Source organism: Streptomyces sp. NPDC058279, from assembly GCF_042881255.1.
Classification (GTDB): Bacteria; Actinomycetota; Actinomycetes; order Streptomycetales; family Streptomycetaceae; genus Streptomyces.
Window position 1 is genome coordinate 245,507 of the sequence record NZ_JBHVYA010000001.1, and the last position, 19,181, is coordinate 264,687.

Genomic DNA, 19,181 nt, shown 5'->3' on the forward strand with positions numbered 1-19,181 from the left:
CTCTCCCGGCGCGGCGGTCACCGACGCCCAGGTCGAACGGAACGCGGGAACCGGGGAGGGTGCGCACCCGACCAGTTCCTCGGACAGGGGGTCGGACGGCAGTTCCCACGGGTTCCCGGCGAACGAGGAGGAATGCAGTGACGGATTCAGGCACCGCACACGATGGAGCGAATCAACGCCCTTGGCACACACAGGAGTTGAAGGAGAAGATCGATGATTTCGTCCGCACCCGGGTGATCCCGTCCGAGACGGTGCTGGACGCGGGCGGAGAAGCCGCGACCGCCGCGCTGACGCGCCTGCGGGCCGAGGCGTGTGAAGCCGGGCTGTGGGCCCTTCCGCTACCGGCGGCGTTGGGCGGCGGCGGTCTGCCCTTCGGCGCGTACGCGGAGCTCGCGGAGGCCGAGGGCGCCAGCGACCACGGACCGGCGGCACTGGGCTCCGCTGCGCTGCTGGACGTCACCATGCTCGACCGTCACGGCAGCGCCCTGGTACGCGAGGAGTACCTGAAGCAGCTGGTCGCAGGCGAGCTACGGACCTGCTACGCCATGACGGAACCGGACGTACCGGGCACCGACCCGCTCCTGACGGGAACCCGCGCCGAACGCCGGCCGGACGGCGGTTGGTGCGTCAGCGGCCGCAAGTGGTTCACCTCCGGCGCGGCCGGCGCCGATCTCGTCACCGTCATGGCACGTACGGCGGGGACCGCCGGCGACCGGGAAGGGCTGTCCCTGCTGCTGGTGCCGACCGGCTCGCCCGGGTTCCGCGTGGTGCGCGAACTTCCCGTACTGGGGGCGGGAGGCCAGTACGAGATCGAACTCGACCGGGTCCACGTACCCGCGGACCACCTCCTCGGCGCGGGCGCTGACGCCCTTGCCATCGCGGGCGAACGGCTCGCGCTCGGCCGCACCCTGCGCTGTCTGCGCTGGCTCGGCCAGGCGCGGCGCGCCTTCGACCTCATGTGTGAACGCGCCGCCACCCGCGGCGGATCAGGCCGACCGCTCGCCGAGCACCAACTGGTGCAACAGCACGTCTTCGACGCCCTGCTCGCCCTGCGCACCACCCGCCCCCTGGTCCACGAGGCCGTCGCGTCGATCGTGGCCGGACGGGACGCCCGCACCGAGGTGGGGCTCGCCAAGGTGGCCGCCGCGCGCATGCTCCAGCAGGTCACCGACTCCGCCATCCAGGTCTACGGCGCCGCCGGGCTCGGCCCCGACACCGCGCTGCCGTCGCTGTTCCGCGGCGGGCGTGCGGCTCGGATCCTGGACGGCCCGGACGAGCTGCACATCACCTCGGTGGCCCGGCGGGTGCTGCGCGAGTACGGCCGGGGCTCCGCGGCTACACGCGGATGATGTCGAGGAGGTCGCCGAGTGCGGCCAATCCGAGGGCCAGGAAGAAGTCGCCCCAGATCACTTCGTGGCGCACCGCCAGGCCTTTCGCGGCGTCGTAGCAGCCGTCCGACAACATGCCTGCCGGGCGGCCCCCGCCCGGTCCGGTGAGGTGGTCCTCGACGAGGCGGCTCAGGATCGCCACCGCGTGGGACGTATACGCCTGCGCCTGGGGCGCCCGCACCCGTGCCAGCTTCAGCATCGCGACGGCCGTGATCGCCGCGGCCGAGGTGTCGACGGGGCCGTGCGGGCGTGCCGCCTCGTTGGGCGGGACGAGCCGCCCGGTCTGTGCGAGCTCCAGCAACTGCCCGGCGGCGAAGGCGAGCCGCTCCGGCCGGTGGCAGGCCACCTCCGGACGCAGCAGGGCGTCGGCCACGGCGAGGAGCAGCCATGCCTCGCCTCGGCTCCAGCCCGGTGCCGGGTCGTCGCAGGGCTGCCATCCCGTCGCCGCGTCGAACCGCCAGGCGGGCCGCGGGCGCCCGTGGTGCCGTGCTCCCTCCGGGCCGAGACAGAGATCGAGATGGTGGTGCAGATGGGCCGCCGCCACGGTGGCCGCCTCCGGTCCGGCTCCGGCCAGGAGGGGCACCAGTCCGGGTACGGCGTCCGCGCGGGCCAGCAGCCGGGGTCCGCCGAGCGCGGAACCCCACGGCACGATGCCCGTCCGCGCGTCGTAAGAAGCCAGGCAGGCCCGGCTCGCCTTCGCCCGAAGCACGGCGGTTTCCGGCGTGTCGAAGGACGCGGCCGTCCCGTACCAGAAGATCAGTCCGCGGGTGGCGGTGTCCGCGTCCACCCAAGGGGCCAGCCGGGCGGTGCATGCCGCGGCGGCCAGTCGGTGCGCCTCCTTCCGGGTGTGGCGGGCGCGCAGCCACAGCAGCCCCGCCCAGAAGCCACCGGTCCACGAGCCGCGGCCGGTCGTCGTCCACCGCCCGTCGGCGGGCTCGGCGTACAGCGGGAAGCGGGCGCCCACCTCGGCCTCGGTCACCGTCACCCGGTCGAGGACGGCTGCCAGAGCCCGATCAGCCCAGTCGCCGGCGGTCATGCCGGCTTCCCTGTTGCCGCGCGCCGGTCCCGCACGGCCCAGAGGAACGCGATCGCTCCCGCCATCGCGAACTCCACCGCCACGCACAGCCAGCCCGGCCCGTACCGCCCGCTCTGCGCGAACAGCCCGAACAGGGGCGGCCCCACCGCGAATCCGGCGAAGAACCCGGCCGCGACGAGTGCCGAATCCTGGCCGGCCCGGCCGCCGGCGGCCCGCTGCATGACCAGGACCATGGAGACCGCGTTGCCGGATACGGCGAAGAGCCCTACGGCGACGGCGCCGGCCCATACCAGCGGGCCTGCGACGAGCCCGCCGGCCAAGAGGGCCGTCGCGCCCACGGCGCCGCAGGCCAGCAGGCCCGGCAGCCACTCCGCCCGGCCCGGGCGGGCCGCCTTCGACCACCCGACCCGGCCGAGCACGCCCGCGACCCCGAGAGCGGCGACCAAACCACCGGCGGCGGTGGGGCTCAGCCCCAGGGCACGCACCCCGTACAGGGCGAGATAGGTGTTGACGGAGGCGATACCCGCACCCAGGAACAGCGAAAAGGCCGATAGCCAGGCGACCATCCCCCGGGGGACGAACGACGTGCGGGCAACAGCGGGCGCGGCCGTGGTCGCCGGCGGGTCCGCCGGCAGTGCGCGCAGCGCCCACACCCCGGCGAGGAGGGCCGCTCCGGAGGCCGTCCATACCGCGCCCCGCCAGCCGAGACCGCCCGCGAGGGCGGTGAGCGGCAGTCCGGCGGCGAACGCGCCCAACTGGACGCCCGACTGCTTGAGGCCGGTCACCGCACCCCGCCGGACGGGAGCAACGGCGGCCAGGATCGCCTTGTTCGTGGCGGGATTGGCGAGGGCCTGGGGTATGCCGCCCAGCGCCACCGCACCGAGCAACAGCCCGGGGCCGGGAGCGGCCCCGATCAGGGCGAGCGCCACGGCGGAGACGGCGAGCAACAGCACCAGCGAACGCCGGGGCCCGACGCGGTCCACCATCCGGCCGCTACTCGGGGACAACACGGCGGCCGTCCCGAATCCGACGGTGGTCGTCAACCCCAACACCGCCGGCGACACGTCCAGTTCCTCCAGCAGGCGCGGCCCCAACGCGCCGATCAGGAACAACTGCAGCATCGAGAACGCCATGGAGCACGTGAGCAGCGCGGACAGGTGCCGTGGCTCCCCCTCCCGCCCACCCGGTGCCGACACCGTCGCCGCCGCGGTCCGCTCAGCCGCCACAGAAGTCCCCTCCCCGGACACGTCGAGTGCAACTCGACCGATCGGAAAGGCAGTCGGACGCCCCGGCACCGTGGTTCCCCCGCCCCTCTGTGCCGTGCGCCACACGAGACGAGACATGCGGAGGAGCACCACAGCCTCGGTCGAGGAAGTTGTCGGGAACGGCGCACCCCCCTGCGCATCGCGGTGGGCTGGTGCGAGGATGAACCCGCCATGACGCCAGGTCACTGTTTACGAGCCGTACGGGCCGCGATGTTCGCGGTCGTCTGCGTGCTGCTCGCGACCATCGGCCACGTGCTCATGTCGGGCATGAGCATGCCCTGGTGGGCCATGTCCGCCGCGTTCGCGGGTACGGCCGCGGCGGCCTGGTGCCTGGCGGGGCGGGAACGCGGTCCGCTCACCGTCATCGCGGCGACGGTGGCCGTCCAGGCCGCGCTCCACTCCGGTTTCTCCCTGGCCCAGTCGGTCCTGCACCCTTCCCTGCCGTCCGGCACGTCGTTCGCGCGCCAATGGGCCGCGTACCTGATGTGCGCGGAGGGCGCCGCGTCGCCGGTGTCCGTCCACCACGCCATGGACGCCATGCACGCCATGCACGCCATGCACGCCATGCACGGAATGGCGATGGCCGCGTCGCAGGCGGGCGGCGCGCTCATGCCGGCGGGCGATCACGACATGGCCGGCATGGCCATGGCCGGCATGTCACCGACCGGCATGTCTCCGACGCCGATGTCGCCGGTCGGCATGCTCGCCGCCCACCTCTTGGCCGCGGTGTTCTGCGGCCTGTGGCTGGCCTACGGCGAACAGGGCACCTTCCGCGTGCTGCGCGCCGTCGCCGGCCGGCTCCGGACTCCGCTGCGTTTGCTCTTCGGTCTGGCCCCGGTACCGTTCGCGCCGCGGATCCGGGTGCGCCGCGCGCGGCGAAGCCGGGCGCTTCCGCAGCTCTTCCTCGTCCATGCCATCACCTCGCGGGGTCCCCCGACGGGAACCGCTGTCCTGTGACAGCCGGTTACCCGAGCACGCGCTGACCCGGCATTCCCTGCCGCCGCGCGCCTCGGGCATCGGCCGTGCCCTCCGGCCGGCCGTACCCCCGTTCACCGGCCCCGCCCCGTGCGGCGCCGGACACCTTGCCCGAAGGACCTGTGGCGATGACTCCTGCCCTGCCCACCCAGCACCGTCCCGCCGGCGAAAGGCCCGCCCGGCACACCCCGGACTCCGACGCGGTGGTGACCCGACTGGCCCTCGCCGCCCGTGACGGCGACCCCGCGAAAGCGGACCGGTTCGTCCGCGCCCTGCACCGTGACGTCTGGCGGTACGTCGCGTTCCTCAGCGCCGATCCCCAGGCCGCCGAAGACCTCACCCAGGACGTCTTCCTCCGGGCCCTCGCCGCGCTGCCGCGTTTCGAAGGCCGCTCCTCGGCCCGCACCTGGCTGCTGTCCATCGCCCGCCGCACCGTCGTGGACAGCATCCGGCACGCCGCCGCGCGCCCCCGACTGTCGGACCGGTACGACTGGCAGACCGCCGCCGAACAGAACCAGCCGTACGATCTACCCGGCTTCGAGGACGGCATAGCCCTCGCCGAACTGCTGGCCGCGATTCCCGCCGAACGCCGGGAGGCCTTCGTCCTCACCCAACTCCTCGGCCTGCCTTACGCCGAGGCGGCTGCCGCCGTCGGCTGTCCCATCGGCACGGTGCGCTCGCGCGTGGCCCGCGCCCGCACCGCCCTCGTCGCGCTGCTGACGGACACCGAACCGGCCGTGGTGACGTCCGTGACGTCCGCGCCGTCCGCGCCGTGCGACGCCGGGTACGCCCCGGCCCGGGGGCCCGCCGTGGCCATGGCATCGCTCGTCTGAATCGCCTGATCCGTCCGGACGGGAGCGCTCGAAGGACTTCGCGGTGTCGAGTGCTCCCGTGCGGCAGGCCCTCCCGGCCCTGACCGCGCGGCGGCCCGCCCGTCCGGTCCGGGCGTGCCCGGACCGGACGATCGCGGGTGGGTCGGCGGGTGGTCGAGGGCTCCGATCAGAACATCGCGTTGTCGTTCTCGGATGTGGGCGGGATGACCTGGAGGACGTCCCAGTGCTCGACGATCTTGCCGTTCGCGTCGAAACGGAAGATGTCGATTCCGGCGTATTCCTCTTCGGGCCAGGTCTGGTGGCAGTGCAGGACCACGTGATCGCCTTCGGCGAAGGCGCGCTTGACCTCCACCCGTTTGCCGGGGTACTCGGCGGCCATCCGGTCGAAATAGTCGACGAACGCCTGTTTGCCGTCGCCGACATGCGGGTTGTGCTGGATGTAGGTGTCGCCCGCGTAGAGCTCGATGGCCTCGGCGGGACGGCACTGGTTGAACATCAGGTCGTAGAACGCCTTGGCCGTGGCCTTGTTCTGCTCCGGGTCGCTCATGGTGCCGATCGTAGGGTTGCGCAGCGGCGGCGGGCGTTCGCCACGGCGGGCGGGGCGGGACGGGACGGCCGTCACAGGGGCGGTCGCGAAGCGGAGCCCTGTTCCAGCTGGCGACGGATGTCGAGCAGATGGTGGCGCAGCTCGTGCAGGGTGTGTGAGGCGAGCCAGCGCAGAGACCGCTCCTTCCGCTCGGGATAGGTGTAGATCAGTGCTCGTTCCCAATCGGGGGGCGAGAGCCGGTCCAGAACGTTCCCGAACAGCAGCGCCGCGTCGCGCAGTTGGCGGGCGACATCGGCGGGCTCTTGCTCGGCGTATCCGTCGTACTCGACCCGCTCGTCGCGGCCCATGGGCTCGGCGACCGGCGTGTCACACCGTCGGGCGGCCATGACTCGTTCCCGTTGGACGAGCAGCACATCGCGCATATGGCAGGCGTACTCGAGAGGTGTCCACACGTCCGGGGCCGAGCGCCGCAGCAGTACCCGCGGTTCGGCTCGCAGCACGTCCACGTATGCGTCCGCGGCTGTCCTGACGAGCGCTGACATCGAGGGAACCGGCGCAAGGTCGTATTCGAAACCGCATTCCGCGCAAGCCGTCACGCAGGCACAGTAACAAGCCCGTTCGCGCACGCCCGGCAGAATCCCCGATCCAGGGCGTGGGGTGACTCGGTGCCCGCCCGGACTCCGCCGTCGGTCCCGGTGGAGTTCCACACGTGGACACCGCATCGCTCGGTCTGCGGGCCGGTGCCCGTCCCACCGGCCCGCGAGACGCCGGCGGTCAGCGGCGCACGTGCAGCCCGAAACCCGTGCGGCCCGCGGGCTCCAGCCCCTCCTTCAGGTGCAGGGAGGGGATCTCGTAGTCCCCGAAGTTCTGCCGCCGGAACGCGATCGGCTCGGTCGTCTCCAGGGTGAGCAGGCGCTGCTCCCATGCCTTGGCGACCTCCGAGTAGTCCTCGCCGGTCATCCGATCGGTGCCGTACAGCACGAACGGCGGCAGCACCTCGATGCCCGGGTAGTAGAGGATGCCGTGGTGGATCGGGAACAGGAGGTCGTCAATGGGGCCGTTGATCCCGCGAGCGGCGTAATGGGACTCCGGGCCGCCGGCGGTCACCGACAGCAACGCTTTTCTGCCCGCGAGGGTTCCTTCGCCGAAGCGCTCGCCGTACTTGGTGTCGCTGTGTTCACCGACGCCGTAGGCGAAGCGGTACGTGAACACCCGGTCCACCCAGCCCTTGAGGATCGCGGGCATCGTGTACCACCACAGCGGGAACTGGAAGACGATCGTGTCCGCCCACAGCAGCTTCTCCTGCTCCGCGAGGACATCCGAGGTGAGCGTCCCGGCGTCGAAGGCCCGTCCCGAGTCCAGGGCGACCTTCAGCGGACTCGACGCGTCCGGGCCGTAGTCCGCGGCATCCACGACCGTCTTCCACCGCATCGCGTACAGATCGCTCACCTGCACCTCGTGCCCGGCGTTCTCCAGTGTGGACACGGCGAGGTCCTTCAACGAGCCGTTGAGCGACTTCGGCTCCGGGTGGGCGTAGACGATCAGCGTCTTCATGGGAACTCCTTCGGATCGGATTGAGATCGGATTCCGATCGGATTCGGATCGGACGCCTTCGATCCTGGGTGTCTCAACGGCCGGTATTCAGGGGCGCCTCGTCCGTAGGACGGGACTTCCTGGTATCGACAGGGCCACCCTCGCGCGCTTCACCGACGTCATACTGGGGGCATGGACGATCTCGCCGGCTTCCTGCGAACTCGACGTTCCCGGGTCGACCCGGCAGCCGTCGGCATCCCCACGGACAGCCGTCGGCGGGTCGAAGGACTGCGTCGCGAAGAGGTCGCGCACCTGTCCGGAGTCAGCGTCGACTACTACGTACGTCTGGAGCAGGGCCGCGCGACCCAGCCCTCCGAGCAGGTCCTCGACGCGCTCGCCCGCGTCCTCGGCCTCGACCAGACCGAACGCGGCCACCTCGACCGGCTCGCCCGGCAGCGCCGGCGCCGCGCGAAGGCGCCGGGCGGGCGGGTCCGGCCGGAGTTGCTGCGCGTACTCGCTCTGGTCGCCGACGCACCCGCGCTGATCATGGATCACCGCTTGGACGTGGTCGCCGGGAACCGCCTCGCCGGGCTCCTCTTCGGCCGCCCGCTGCCGGGCCTCAACATCGCCCGGCACCTCTTCCTCGAGGAGGCCGAGCGCGGTCTGTACGCGGACTGGCAGAATTGCACCCGCGATGTCGTCGGGCACCTGCGCCTGGCCGCCGGCACGTACATCGAGGACCCCCGCCTCGCCTCGCTCATCGGCGAGCTGGCGATGGGCAGCGAGCGCTTCCGTCGCCTCTGGGCCCGCGCGGACGTGCGTGCCCGCACGCACGGGCGCAAGGTGTACCGGCACCCGCTGGTCGGGCTGTTGGAACTGCACCAGGAGAATTTCGCGCTACCCGACGATTCCGGCATGGAGCTGCTGGTACTTTCCGCGGCCTCCGGCAGCGCCGCCGAGGACGGGCTGCGCCTGCTCGCGGGCCTGGGCGCGGCCGACGGTGACCGCGTTCCCCAGTGAAGCGAGCCCGGCCGCCCGCCGAGCGGCCGCCCCACAGCGGGCCGCCCCGGCAGGAGCAGGTGTCGAGTGGCGGCCTCGGCCGCTCGCCGGGCTCCGTGCCTCACAGCTCACGCAGGCGTACGGCGAGGGCGGCGATGTCGTCGTCGAGGCGTCCTCTGCTGTAGTGGAGGAGGTCGCGGTGGAGAGCCGTGAGCAGTTCGCGGGGCGGTGTCGGGGGCTGTCGACGCATCCAAGTCGCCAGCGGGAAGAACTCGCCGTCGCGGGCGCGGGCCTCGGCGATCCCGTCGGTATAGAGGAGCAGCAGGTCGTTGGGGGCGAAGTCGAAGCTGTCGACGGTGTAGTCATCGCCGATCAGCGCCGCGAGGCTGAGCAGGGGTGAGGGGGTGGCGGACTCGAGGACACGGAGTTTCCCCCGGCTCAGGAGCAGCGGCGGTGGGTGTCCGCAGTTGAGGATGTCGATACGGGTGCCCGCGTGCGGGATCTCGACGAGCAGGGCGGTGGCGAAGCGCTCCATCGGCCCCTCCGGCGGGAAGGCGGCGTTGTAGCGGGTGCTGCTGGCGTCCAGCCTGCGGGCGACGTCGACCATGTCGGGCTCGCCGTAGGCCGCCTCCCGGAAGGCATTGACGATCGCCGCGGCCGCCCCCACGGCCGGCAGCCCCTTGCCCCGCACGTCACCGATGAGCAGCCTGACCCCGTAGGGGGTGTCGACCACCTCGTAGAAATCCCCGCCGATGCGGGCCTCCGCCGCGGCCGCGAGATACAGCGACTCGATCTCGATGCCGCCGATGCGGTGCGGCAGCGGGCTCAGCACCACCTGCTGCGCCGCGTCGGCGACGAGCCGTACCTGGAAGAGCGTGCGCTCCCGCTGGAGCCGGGCATGGCTGCCGTACGCGGCGGCCACGGTGACCGCGATGATCCCCCCGGCCGTCCACCACGTCCCGAGATCGGGGAAGACGAGGCTGAGGCCGATCATGAGAAAGAGACAGACCGTCCCGAGCAGGACGGTGGGGAGCACCGGCCACATGGCGGCAGCGAGTGCCGGCGCCGCGGGCAGGAGGCGGCTGAAGGCCAATTCCGGCGGAGTGGCATATGCCAGGCTGGCGATCACGACGGTCAGGATGACCGGCGACAGCCGCACAAGTCTTCCCGGGCCGGGGCGCCTACGGAGCCGCAGCCGTCCAGACTCGATCACACTTCCCAGAATATCCGCGCAACGGGGGCACAGCACTCCGACGGACCAGGTCGGCGCCCGTCCCCGCCGCTCCTCCCCGCCGTGGTCCGCCCCTCAGTGATCGCTGCCGAGCCCGCGATCGGGTGCGCTCATGTCGCCCGTCGCGGGAATGCCCCCGGCGAGCCCGTAGCGCAGGTACACGGTGCCCTTCGGACTGGTTGCCGGGGGTGCGAGGAGCGTGACGTTGGTGGGCACCGCGCCCTCGTCGAACACCTTCTTCCCGACGCCGAGCACGATCGGGTGCAGCCAGAGATCGAGACGGTCGAAGAGCTTCTCGCGCAGGAGGGTCTGCACGAGGTTGAGACTCCCGACGACCTTCACGTGCTCGTGCCGCTCACGGATCTCACCCACCGCGGCGGCGAGGTCCGGGCCGAGCTGGGTGGACCCGGCCCACGAGAGGTCGGGCGTGCCGCGAGAGGCCACGTACTTCGGGACGCGGTTGAAGAGCGTGGCGAACTGGTTGTCCTTGCCACCCTGCTGCTGAGGCCAGTAGGCGGCGAAGATGTCGTACGTCCGCCGGCCGAGCAGGAGGGCGTCCGTGCCCTCGTACGCCGCATCGACCTGCGCCCCGGCGACCTCGTCCAGCAGCGGCGCCTGCCAGCCGCCGAACGGGAACCCCACCGGGTCCTCGTCGGGGCCGCCGGGCGCCTGCCCGACGAGGTCGAGGGTCGCGAACATCTCGATGTCGATGAGGCCCATGGCTTGCTCCCGATGAGTCGATTGTCCTCGTCAAGAGATAGACCCGCGGGTTCCCGCAAACTCATCGCCTCGCCGGAACGCACTTCGCCCGGTCGGGCGGCGGGCCACGAAAGCGTCTCGGGGCCTCTGCCAAGATCTTCGACCCGAGTGGACCGCCCTCGCGCCGCGTACGGACGGCCGGGCGGGCGGCGAGGCAGCCGCTGTACGGGTGGCGTCCCCCGTTCGCCTCGGCGAGAAGGACCGGGAGTGACGGGGCGGCGTGCTGTGCTGCGTACAAGGCCACGGAGGCCGCCGTAAGACCTGCACGGATTTCCGGGCCGGCCTTACGGACGACGCGCAGGACACGGAGGACGTATGTCTCGTTCCCAGGACAGCCGGCGAACCGGAGCCACCCTCATGACTCTTCTGAGTGCAGCGCTCCTGTGTCAGGCGATACTGTTCGGCGCCGATGCCGCGGTCTTGGTGAAACCTCACGCCGACTGGGACGCGATCGCCCGGTGCGAGTCCGGTGGCAACTGGCGGGCCAACACCGGCAACGGGCATTACGGAGGTCTGCAGTTCACCCGGTCGAGCTGGAAGGCCGCCGGCGGCCTCAGGTACGCGGCGAGGGCAGACCTGGCGACGAAGTCACAGCAGATCGCCGTTGCCAAGAGACTGGCCCGGATGCAGGGCATGGACGCCTGGACGTGCGCCCGCCGTTAGCACCGCGGCATTGCCGACCCTTGCCGGTTCTCGCGGCAGCAGGTGGCGCCGGCGGTCCCCATCACTGCGGTTCGCGGGGCGTCCCGTTCGACCGTCGGCGTGGGGTCGGACGCGGCCGGTAAGGTCGGCGTGTGACGACGAACGCGAGTGCGAGCCGGCCACTGTACGGGTGCATGGGCCTGGGCGGGACCTGGGGGCCCGAGCCGTACGGTGCCACGGAGATCGAGGCGGCGGAGGCGGCGGTCACCGCCGCCCTGGAGATCGGGATCACCACCTTCGACCACGCCGACATCTACCGCCACGGGAAGTCCGAAGCCGTGTTCGGTGAACTCCTCGCCCGCGACCGCGCGTTGCGCGAGCGGATCACACTCCAAACGAAGTGCGGGATCCGGCTGGAGGACGGTGAACGCCCGGGTATCTACGACCTTCGCGGCAAGAGCATCCTGCGCCGGGTCGAGGAGAGCCTGACCCGGCTGCGCACCGATGTGATCGACGTCCTGTTGCTCCATCGTCCGGACCCGCTCGCGGATCCGGACGATGTCGCCGAGGCCCTGACCTCCCTGCACGCCCAGGGCTTGGTGCGCCGGTTCGGTGTGTCCAACATGGGCGCGGCGCAGATCACGGCGCTCCAGGCCCGGCTCGGACTGCCGATCGTCGTCAACCAGTTGGAGATGAGCCTGCACAAACGGGACTGGGTCGAGGCCGGGATCCTGCTCAACACACCCGCCGCGGCAACCAACGGTTTCCCCTTCGGCACCCTCGAACACTGCCGTGACCACGGCATCCGGCTGCAGGCATGGGGCGCGTTGGCCCAGGGCCGGTTCACCGGGCGGCAGGAGACCCCTCAGGAGCGGGCTGCCGCCGCATTGCTCGCCGCACTGGCCGAACGCAAGCAGGTCACCCCCGAGACGGTGTTGCTGTGGTGGCTCCAGCGACACCCGGCCCGCATCGCACCGGTGATCGGAACCTCCGATCCCGCACGGATCCGGGCCTGCCGCCAAGCGGTCGGGCGGTCACCGGAGTTGGACCACGAGGAATGGTACGCCCTCTGGCTCGCCGCGCGCGGCGAGCCGCTGCCCTGACACAAGACGGCGGGACAGCGGCGGTTGGCTGCGGTGGCTACTGCCCGAGCCCGATGGTCGCCGGGGGTGGGGTCCAGCGGCTTTTGGGCGGGATGGCGGTGCCGACTCCGAAGTCCTTCTTCAGCTGTTCGGGGATGGCGTAGTGCATGACCCGACCGCGGGTGAGGGAGGACAGTTCCAGCATGCTGGTCAGGTGTCCGACACGGTCCAGGGCCCAGGCTGCCAGCGGTGATCCGTCCTCGATGGTTTCCAGGACGCCAAGGAGGGCGGGGGCGGCTTTGACGACGGTGTCCCAGTTGCTGCGGGGCACTCCCAGCCAGTCGGCGCAGGTGTCTCCGATGAGGTAGCGGATCAGGCCGGAGACGACCGGGTCGAAAAGGGTGCCGGGCACCACTTCCTCGTAGAGGTCGATGAGCCGGCGGGTGAGCCGGACGCCCTCTTCACTGGGGCCCATGTGGCGGGTCATGTACAAGTCGGAGAAGGCGCGGGCTTGGTGGAGGTCCTCGGGGACGTGGTCCTGGTCGACGCCGAGCATGGCGCCGACCACCCGCCAGGCGTAGTAGTACGCGTCGGCGCCTTCGTTGCTCATGTGGACGCCGAGGCGGTGCAAGGCGTCGAGGACCTGGATCGAGAACATCATCTGTCCGCCGATCAGGTCTTCTTGACAGATCGGTGTGCCGAGGGTGGCGGTGTCCCAACGGCCCTCACGCTTGAGGTGGTGGCGGATGGAGGCGTGCAGCAGACGCACCTTTTGGACGGCGGGGATGAAGCGGCTGCCGGCTTCGAAGGCGTCGGGGCGCATGAGGTAGACGGTGAACTGGCCGGTCTCCGCCATTCGTTTGGCGGGGTAGTTCAGCGAGTGGGTGGCGGAGAGCAGCTTGGCGACGTGGGGGACGACGTAGCACGCGGGCATCGAGGCGAACGACAGGGCGGTGGAGACGTGGACGTTGTTGTCGATGAAGAACAGCCGTGCTTTCTCCATCTCGGACCAGTCCACCCAGTCGGGCGGTGTGCCGGTTTGGTGCAGGTACTCGCGGGCGACGTCGGGCAGCCCCTCCGGAAGGTCCTGGCCGACGGTGGAGACATAGCGCATGAGCGTGTTGAACTTGCCGACTTCTCCGCGCTCGAACAGTGTCGCCACGGTCGCGTCGGCGAGTTCGTCCCCGCGGGCGCGCAGCGCGTCCATGGACGCCTGGTTGTAGGTCATCGAAGTGCTCCGGTGGAGGGGGAGGTCAGTGCGTGCGGGTGGCCGCCGACGTCGCCAGGGCCGACAGTGCGCGGCGGGCTTCGCCGGTCAGTTCGGCGCCCGTCAGTACGTCGTGCGCTTCGCGCAGCCGGGCGGCGATCATGTCTTCGACGCGGGTGACGGCCCCGGTGTGATGGGCGATGTCACGGATCCGATCCACCTGTTGCCCGGTGAGGTCCGCCCGACCGAGCAGCAGGTGCAGCTCGTCCCGTTCAGCCTCGGTGGCGCGGGCGAGGACGTGTGCCATCAGGACGGTCGGGCGGTTGCCGGCCAGGTCATCGGTCGCGGACTTGCCGGTCTGCCGGGGGTCGCCGAGCAGGCCCAGGAGGTCGTCGCGGAGTTGGAACGCCTCGCCCAGCGGCAGGCCGTAGTCGCTGTACTCCTGGAGCAGCCGTGGTGGGGCGCCCGCGAGGAGGCCGCCGATCCTCAGGGGGTGTTCGACGGTGTATTTGGCGGTCTTGTAGCGGATCACCTTCACCGAGGCGTCCGGGTCGGGCTCACAGCCGGTGCGCATGACCTCCAGGCACTCACCGGCCACCAGTTCGCGGGCGAGGACTGCCCACATCGGCCGGGCCCGGGCGAGGAAGGCACCGGGCAGGCCGGATGTGGTGAACAACTGGCCTGCCATCGACATCAACAGATCCCCCACCAGCATGGCCAGGGCCCGGGCGCCGGACTTCGGTCGTGCGTGGCCGGTGAGGGCTTGTCGGAGGGCCATGTGCGCGGTGGGGAGGTTGTGCCGGGTGCGGCTGCGGTCGATCAGGTCGTCGTGCACGACGGCGGCGGCGTGGACCAGCTCGATCGCGCCGGCGGCTCGTACCACCGCCTCGCTGTCGGGCTGCCCGGTCCCGCGCCAGCCCCAGTAACAGAACGCCGCCCTCAGCCGCTTGCCCTGGCGGGTCGCGGCATGGAGTTGCTCTGCCACCGGCGCCAGACAGCTGTCGATGTCGGTCAGTGCCTCCGCTTCCGCGGTGACGAACGCGCTGAGGACCTCGTCGATCCGCTTCTTCAGCAGGGCGTGTTCTTGAGGTTCACCCACCGCCGCCCTCCGCTTGGCGTGCGGTGACGGAGCGGGCCAAGAGTTCCAAGTGCGCCGGCGCCGCCGCATGCCGGTCGAGGAACAGACGGCCGCGCGCCTTGGTCTCCTCTTGGCCGTCAGCGAGGAGTTCCCCGAGATCGGCGCGGCGCAGCAGGCCGCCGAGGGCTCCCACGGCGCCGCCCAGTGCGCTCAATGCCAGGTCGGCGAGGCCGGCCGCCAAAGCCACGACATCCTCGGCCAGGTCCGCCTTACGACCCTCATCGTGTGCCACGAGATGTCTCCTCGCATAACTCGTTCCCCCCGCTGCCCGGGTCCTTCGACCGTCCGCGCCCACCGCGCGTCCGGCCCGCGGTTCCGCCACCAGGCGGCAGCCCCACGCCGGAAGTGTCGACTGCGGCGCAAGGGGCCACGCCGAAAACGCTCATCCCTTCACCCGTACGAGATCGCACATGTTCGGATACGGACGGTCGCGCCGCCGACCGCCCGAGCGGGCGGCAACGCCTGCCGGCTCCGGCTGGTTCAGCGGATCTGGTCGGCCGCCCAGGCGGCCCACTCGCGGCGCATCGCGTTGAAGCGGAGGCCGTATTCCAAGGCGATCTTCCCGTTCACCGACAGCGGGTCGTCGCCCCAGTCGATGGAGTCGGCCAGCCGGCGCAGGTCCTCGTGCTCCTGTCGCGACAGTTCCATGAGCCCGGTGAGGTAGTCCCGTGCCTGGTCGGGGGTGATCACGTTGAGGAAGAAGACCCGCAGCAGGGTGTCGCTGCGGGTGTTGCGCTGCGGTCTGATCTCCGTCAGCCAGTGGCGCAGTTCCGTCAGCCCCTCGTCGGTGAGGGTGTACTCCTTGCGCCCGCGCGGTCCCTGCGCCGAGACGCTGATCAGCCCGGCGTCGGCGAGCTTGGTCAGCTCTGTGTACATCTGGCTCTGCGTGGCGGGCCAGACATTGGCCAGCGCGGTCTCGAAGCGCTTCAGCAGGTCGTATCCGCTGGCCGGACGCTCTGACAGGAGTCCGAGGAGGGCGTGTCGAAGGCTCATGCCCGTCAGCCTACCTTCCACTCTTGACATGTCGAGAGTGACATTCTAGCTTGGACATGTCACAACAGGAATATGACCGCCGGGGGCCTTGATGTCGTACGTCCGTACTTTTCTTCCGTGGATCGTCTTCGCGGTGTTTCCGTCCGCCCAATGGCAATGGGGCGCGCTCGCCGGGCTGTTGGTCGCTGTCGTGGTGACCGTCCAGCAGCGCCGGACCGCGGTCCACCTCGACGCGCTGATCATGGAGATCGGCTCGGCGGCCTTCTTCGCCGCCCTGGCGGTCATCGCCTTCGCCGACCCGCACTCGGCCGTGCACCCCTACTCGGCGGCCCTGTCCTCTGCCATCCTCGCCCTCATCGCCGGGGCCTCACTTCTCGTGCGCAAGCCCTTCACCCTGGGCATCGCCAAGCGCACCACTCCCCGCGAGGTCTGGGGCCAGGAGCGCTTCGTCCGGATCAATGTCGTCATCACCGGTGTGTGGACCGTCGCCTTCACCGTCACGGCCGGCGCGCTCGGGGCCCTCGCCCACGCGGGTCACGGTCACTCGACAACCGCAACGCTCGTCCAGGCCGCGGGGTTCGTCGTCCCCATGCTCTTCACCGTCCGCTACGTCGCTGCCGCCCAAGCCAAGGCCGCTACTCGCTGAACACCCCCGACACCCTCGCCACCCACCTCGGATGTGGCACCGCCTTCGGCGCCGACCAGCCCCTCTCCCCCGGATGGCAGAACCACCTCAGCCCACCCGGCCAAGGCATCCCCTTCTCCGGGCAACCCGCCACCAGCCCCGGGGCCGCGCCGTACGGCACCCGGGGCCGGCCCCGCCGAGACCACCCGCCTGCGGTTCGCGGGATGTTGCCGCGGGACCCGAGTCCGGCAGCATGCCTTCCCGCAACCGCGAGACGCGAGGTCGGTTCGGCGGCGCTTCGCCTACTGCCTCCAGGCCGGGACACCGGGAAGCGCGCCGGGCGGGTGGACGGACAGGGCGGTGCCGTCGGATCGGCCGATCAGCCAGGCCAAGACGTCGGCCGCAGGCCCCCGCACGAGTGGGCCGGGACCGTCGCCGATGCCGAGGTGCGGCGCGACTTCGTCGACGTTGATCCGTACGGGCGGCATACCCGGATCGTCATTCAGACGGCGCACGGTCTCCCGCAGTTCCCGCATGACGAGGGCGACCGGCCAGTCGGACGGCGTGTAGGAGGAGGCCAGATCGACGTGGTGCACCTCCAGCTCTCGCAGCAGGCTCCACAGAACCCCGCGCACGGGGCGCAGCCCTCCCCCGAGCCATCGCACGGGGACGTCCCATGCCTCTGCGGGGTGTTCGGCGATGGCATGCAGGAGACCGCCCAGTGAGGTCTCAAGGTCGACTCGGATGGTTGCGGCGTCCCGGCGCACGCCCTGTCGGATCTCCCGTGCCCGCGTCGCCTCGTCGGGGTATTGGGGCAGATCCGCACGGCCCCGAGCAGTCGTCAGCAGGCGCAGACGCGAATCGGCGCTCCGAGCGAGGTGAACCAGGACGTGCGCACGGGTCCACTCGGGCAGCAGCGAAGGACCACGCAACTGCTCAGCGGTCAGGTTCTTGGCCGTGCGTAGCAGGTTGTCGGCGGAAACGCGCAGGACCGGCAGGAGCACGCTCGGGTGATCAGCGGCATTCTCGGAGATACGCATGTCGGCTCTCCTACCCATCGAAAGCCCGCACACGTGAAAGGGCCGGCCGCGGTTCCCCGCGCCCCGCACCGTGGAGCACGAGCGGATCGAACGGCGCTGGCCGGCTTTCTGGACGCCCGGGACGTCGAAGGACGAGCTGTTGTCGGCCGTGCTTGCGTCGCCGGCGCCGGTTATCGAGGCGTGGATCGTGCCGTTCGGGCCGGAAGAAATGCGAAAGCGAAAACCTGACCGCAGGAAACATATCCTGGCGCAGGCGTTGCATGAATTGACGTCACGCGAACTTCGAATCAGGAAATCAGCGCGCCGCGGAGCGGAAGCGACTCATATTCTCGAAGGTCGCCGAAGAGGGCGGCCGTTTCACAAGAACAGGGGCGTGAAATGCGCGCGGCTGGGGCCCGCACCCCGAGGGATGTGAGCCCCAGCCGCACAAAGCGCGTCAGCGTCAGGCAGGGACGATGTTCTCGGCCATCGGCCCCTTTTGACTCTGCGCGATGTCGAAGGTGACCTTTTGGCCTTCGAGCAGCTCGCGGAAGCCTTGGGCCGCGACGTTCGAGAAGTGGGCGAACACGTCAGGGCCGCCACCGTCCTGCTCGATGAAGCCGAAACCCTTGGCCGGGTTGAACCACTTGACGATGCCAGATGCCATGTCAGATCTCCTTGGGGGCGGTACAGCGGCATCCGCACTGCCGCACGGACGCCGTGTCGCCGCGATGATGCCCCGACCGGAAATCACCGGAATGTACAGCACTCCCGAATGGTACCGAGACCGGCCGGAGCGCTTGAAGTCATGGGAACCACGACTGCAACTGAGCTCGACAGTAGCACGCGGCTACGGCCCCGCCTGTGTTGAATACCCCACCCGCTCAATACCGTCGAAACCCTCCCCGCGCCGCACCTTCAACCCTCACCTCGCGGTCACAGATTCCAGCCCGCCGGGAGCGCAGAGAATATGTTAAGGGCGGTGGCGCACCACCCCGGAAAGGGATGACGGGCCACCGCCCTCTATGTCACCACCGCACCGCCGCCATACGGCTACCAGCGATACCAGCGGCCACTACCACCCCTCGGACGGGCGACGAAACCGATCAGCCACAGCACCAGCACGGCGATGGCGACCCACCAGAGGATCTTCACCGCGAAACCGGCACCGAAGAGAATCAGAGCGAGCAGAAGAACGAGAAGCAGGGGAACCATAGTTATCAACCTCCGAAGCGCCTTCTGCCCCTCGGAACCCCGCGCATGCATGCGATTTTTATGTGTTTCTTATCCCGGCACGCGGGCAAGAGAACGGGCCGAGTGGCCGCGCGGCGCTCGCCACGCGGCCACTCGGTCAGGAGCGCGGCGACACCAGAGCGGTGGCCTCGATCTCCACCAGCTGATCGGGGAACGCCAGGTCGGTGACACCGATGATGGTGTCGGTCGTGCGGTGGTTGCCGACGTACTCCTTGTGCAGCTTCGCGGCCGTGTCGAAGTTCTTGCGCAGGTCCTTGGTGTAGATCTTCATGCTGACGATCTGGCTGCGCGGGATCCGGTAGTGCGCGAGCACCTTGTCCAGGTTGGCGAACGACGTGCGCACCTGCGTCTCGAAGTCGCCGACACCGACCAGGTTCCCGGCCGCGTCATGCGACAGCTGACCCGAGATGTAGATCGTGTCCCCGGCTCTGATTGCCTGCGAGTACCCGTAGGACTCCTCCCACGGCACCCCGAACCCGAAGTGGTCCCAGCCGCGGCGCGCCTGGTCCTGCGCGCTGGCTCCCTGCGGTCCCACGACGGCGATCATCACAGCCACCAACGCGGCCACCACAGCAGCGATGCCGAACCTGCGCCCTGACTTGGTCATTCCCTTTGTCCTTTCGTCCCCGGTGGAACCTGGCACCACGACGATGAC

At 70.5% G+C, this 19,181-nt stretch carries 22 protein-coding genes; 7 read left to right on the top strand and 15 right to left on the bottom strand.

Annotated elements, in window-relative coordinates:
• Positions 1-197: 197 nt before the first annotated feature.
• Positions 198-1,349: an acyl-CoA dehydrogenase family protein gene (locus tag ACFVXJ_RS01150; protein ID WP_389656620.1), complete on the top strand. Its 1,152-nt coding sequence runs from the start codon at positions 198-200 to the stop codon at positions 1,347-1,349.
• Here the strand turns inward: ACFVXJ_RS01150 and ACFVXJ_RS01155 are convergent.
• On the bottom strand, positions 1,336-2,424 hold the full coding sequence (locus ACFVXJ_RS01155) for a sugar ABC transporter permease (RefSeq protein ID WP_389656623.1): 1,089 nt from the start codon (positions 2,422-2,424) through the stop codon (positions 1,336-1,338). The genes ACFVXJ_RS01150 and ACFVXJ_RS01155 overlap by 14 nt on opposite strands.
• A complete protein-coding gene (locus tag ACFVXJ_RS01160; RefSeq protein ID WP_389656626.1) occupies positions 2,421-3,650 on the bottom strand; it encodes an MFS transporter in 1,230 nt (409 codons plus the stop codon). Before ACFVXJ_RS01160 ends, ACFVXJ_RS01155 begins: the two co-directional genes overlap by 4 nt.
• Positions 3,651-3,860: 210 nt before the next feature.
• Here ACFVXJ_RS01160 and ACFVXJ_RS01165 point away from each other — a divergent pair, with 210 nt between their 5' ends.
• Both ACFVXJ_RS01165 and ACFVXJ_RS01170 read left to right on the top strand, forming a co-directional pair.
• The gene (locus ACFVXJ_RS01165; protein ID WP_389656629.1) at positions 3,861-4,646 is read left to right on the top strand and encodes a hypothetical protein; all 786 of its coding nucleotides are present in this window, start codon (positions 3,861-3,863) and stop codon (positions 4,644-4,646) included.
• Positions 4,647-4,792: 146 nt separating this feature from the next.
• Positions 4,793-5,497, top strand: coding sequence for a sigma-70 family RNA polymerase sigma factor (locus ACFVXJ_RS01170; RefSeq protein ID WP_389656632.1), 705 nt, complete (start codon positions 4,793-4,795; stop codon positions 5,495-5,497).
• 166 nt (positions 5,498-5,663) lie between these two features.
• On the opposite strand, the gene ACFVXJ_RS01175 is transcribed toward ACFVXJ_RS01170, so the two are convergent.
• From ACFVXJ_RS01175 to ACFVXJ_RS01185, 3 genes are all read right to left on the bottom strand, one after another.
• The gene (locus ACFVXJ_RS01175) at positions 5,664-6,044 is read right to left on the bottom strand and encodes a nuclear transport factor 2 family protein (RefSeq protein ID WP_389656635.1); all 381 of its coding nucleotides are present in this window, start codon (positions 6,042-6,044) and stop codon (positions 5,664-5,666) included.
• A 71-nt stretch (positions 6,045-6,115) separates the two neighbouring features.
• Positions 6,116-6,550 (bottom strand): DinB family protein, encoded by a 435-nt coding sequence (locus tag ACFVXJ_RS01180; RefSeq protein ID WP_389656638.1) that lies wholly within the window; start codon positions 6,548-6,550, stop codon positions 6,116-6,118.
• Positions 6,551-6,818: 268 nt separating this feature from the next.
• Positions 6,819-7,598 (bottom strand): NAD(P)H-dependent oxidoreductase, encoded by a 780-nt coding sequence (locus ACFVXJ_RS01185; RefSeq protein ID WP_389656641.1) that lies wholly within the window; start codon positions 7,596-7,598, stop codon positions 6,819-6,821.
• A gap of 171 nt (positions 7,599-7,769) precedes the next feature.
• Between ACFVXJ_RS01185 and ACFVXJ_RS01190 the strand changes: the two genes are divergently transcribed.
• Positions 7,770-8,597 (top strand): helix-turn-helix transcriptional regulator, encoded by an 828-nt coding sequence (locus tag ACFVXJ_RS01190; RefSeq protein WP_389656644.1) that lies wholly within the window; start codon positions 7,770-7,772, stop codon positions 8,595-8,597.
• Positions 8,598-8,697: 100 nt separating this feature from the next.
• Here ACFVXJ_RS01190 and ACFVXJ_RS01195 read toward each other — a convergent pair whose 3' ends face one another.
• Together ACFVXJ_RS01195 and ACFVXJ_RS01200 are read right to left on the bottom strand one after the other, a co-directional pair.
• On the bottom strand, positions 8,698-9,789 hold the full coding sequence (locus tag ACFVXJ_RS01195; RefSeq protein WP_389656647.1) for a PP2C family protein-serine/threonine phosphatase: 1,092 nt from the start codon (positions 9,787-9,789) through the stop codon (positions 8,698-8,700).
• 93 nt (positions 9,790-9,882) lie between these two features.
• On the bottom strand, positions 9,883-10,527 hold the full coding sequence (locus ACFVXJ_RS01200; protein ID WP_389656650.1) for a dihydrofolate reductase family protein: 645 nt from the start codon (positions 10,525-10,527) through the stop codon (positions 9,883-9,885).
• Positions 10,528-10,881: 354 nt separating this feature from the next.
• Here ACFVXJ_RS01200 and ACFVXJ_RS01205 point away from each other — a divergent pair, with 354 nt between their 5' ends.
• Both ACFVXJ_RS01205 and ACFVXJ_RS01210 read left to right on the top strand, forming a co-directional pair.
• Positions 10,882-11,229: a transglycosylase family protein gene (locus ACFVXJ_RS01205; protein ID WP_389656653.1), complete on the top strand. Its 348-nt coding sequence runs from the start codon at positions 10,882-10,884 to the stop codon at positions 11,227-11,229.
• A 131-nt stretch (positions 11,230-11,360) separates the two neighbouring features.
• Positions 11,361-12,311 carry an aldo/keto reductase family oxidoreductase gene (locus ACFVXJ_RS01210; protein ID WP_389656655.1) on the top strand — a complete coding sequence of 317 codons (951 nt, stop codon included), beginning with the start codon at positions 11,361-11,363 and terminating at the stop codon, positions 12,309-12,311.
• Positions 12,312-12,348: 37 nt separating this feature from the next.
• On the opposite strand, the gene ACFVXJ_RS01215 is transcribed toward ACFVXJ_RS01210, so the two are convergent.
• From ACFVXJ_RS01215 to ACFVXJ_RS01230, 4 genes are all read right to left on the bottom strand, one after another.
• The gene (locus ACFVXJ_RS01215; protein ID WP_389656658.1) at positions 12,349-13,518 is read right to left on the bottom strand and encodes an oxygenase MpaB family protein; all 1,170 of its coding nucleotides are present in this window, start codon (positions 13,516-13,518) and stop codon (positions 12,349-12,351) included.
• Between the two features lie 25 nt (positions 13,519-13,543).
• Complete coding sequence (locus ACFVXJ_RS01220; RefSeq protein WP_389656661.1) at positions 13,544-14,596, bottom strand: polyprenyl synthetase family protein; 1,053 nt, start codon at positions 14,594-14,596, stop codon at positions 13,544-13,546.
• Positions 14,589-14,867 carry a polyprenyl synthetase gene (locus tag ACFVXJ_RS01225; protein WP_389656664.1) on the bottom strand — a complete coding sequence of 93 codons (279 nt, stop codon included), beginning with the start codon at positions 14,865-14,867 and terminating at the stop codon, positions 14,589-14,591. Before ACFVXJ_RS01225 ends, ACFVXJ_RS01220 begins: the two co-directional genes overlap by 8 nt.
• 248 nt (positions 14,868-15,115) lie before the next feature.
• Complete coding sequence (locus ACFVXJ_RS01230) at positions 15,116-15,628, bottom strand: PadR family transcriptional regulator (RefSeq protein ID WP_389656667.1); 513 nt, start codon at positions 15,626-15,628, stop codon at positions 15,116-15,118.
• A 91-nt stretch (positions 15,629-15,719) separates the two neighbouring features.
• Between ACFVXJ_RS01230 and ACFVXJ_RS01235 the strand changes: the two genes are divergently transcribed.
• Entirely contained in the window at positions 15,720-16,274 is a 555-nt protein-coding gene (locus ACFVXJ_RS01235; protein ID WP_389656670.1) for a hypothetical protein, read from the top strand.
• Positions 16,275-16,555: 281 nt separating this feature from the next.
• On the opposite strand, the gene ACFVXJ_RS01240 is transcribed toward ACFVXJ_RS01235, so the two are convergent.
• The 4 genes from ACFVXJ_RS01240 to ACFVXJ_RS01255 form a co-directional block, all read right to left on the bottom strand.
• Positions 16,556-17,293 carry a maleylpyruvate isomerase family mycothiol-dependent enzyme gene (locus ACFVXJ_RS01240; protein ID WP_389656673.1) on the bottom strand — a complete coding sequence of 246 codons (738 nt, stop codon included), beginning with the start codon at positions 17,291-17,293 and terminating at the stop codon, positions 16,556-16,558.
• A gap of 442 nt (positions 17,294-17,735) precedes the next feature.
• Positions 17,736-17,939, bottom strand: coding sequence for a cold-shock protein (locus ACFVXJ_RS01245; protein ID WP_389656676.1), 204 nt, complete (start codon positions 17,937-17,939; stop codon positions 17,736-17,738).
• Positions 17,940-18,325: 386 nt separating this feature from the next.
• Positions 18,326-18,487, bottom strand: a complete 162-nt coding sequence (locus ACFVXJ_RS01250) for a hydrophobic protein (protein ID WP_136216060.1) — start codon at positions 18,485-18,487, stop codon at positions 18,326-18,328.
• Between the two features lie 136 nt (positions 18,488-18,623).
• Positions 18,624-19,133 carry a RidA family protein gene (locus ACFVXJ_RS01255; RefSeq protein ID WP_361316641.1) on the bottom strand — a complete coding sequence of 170 codons (510 nt, stop codon included), beginning with the start codon at positions 19,131-19,133 and terminating at the stop codon, positions 18,624-18,626.
• Positions 19,134-19,181: the final 48 nt, after the last annotated feature.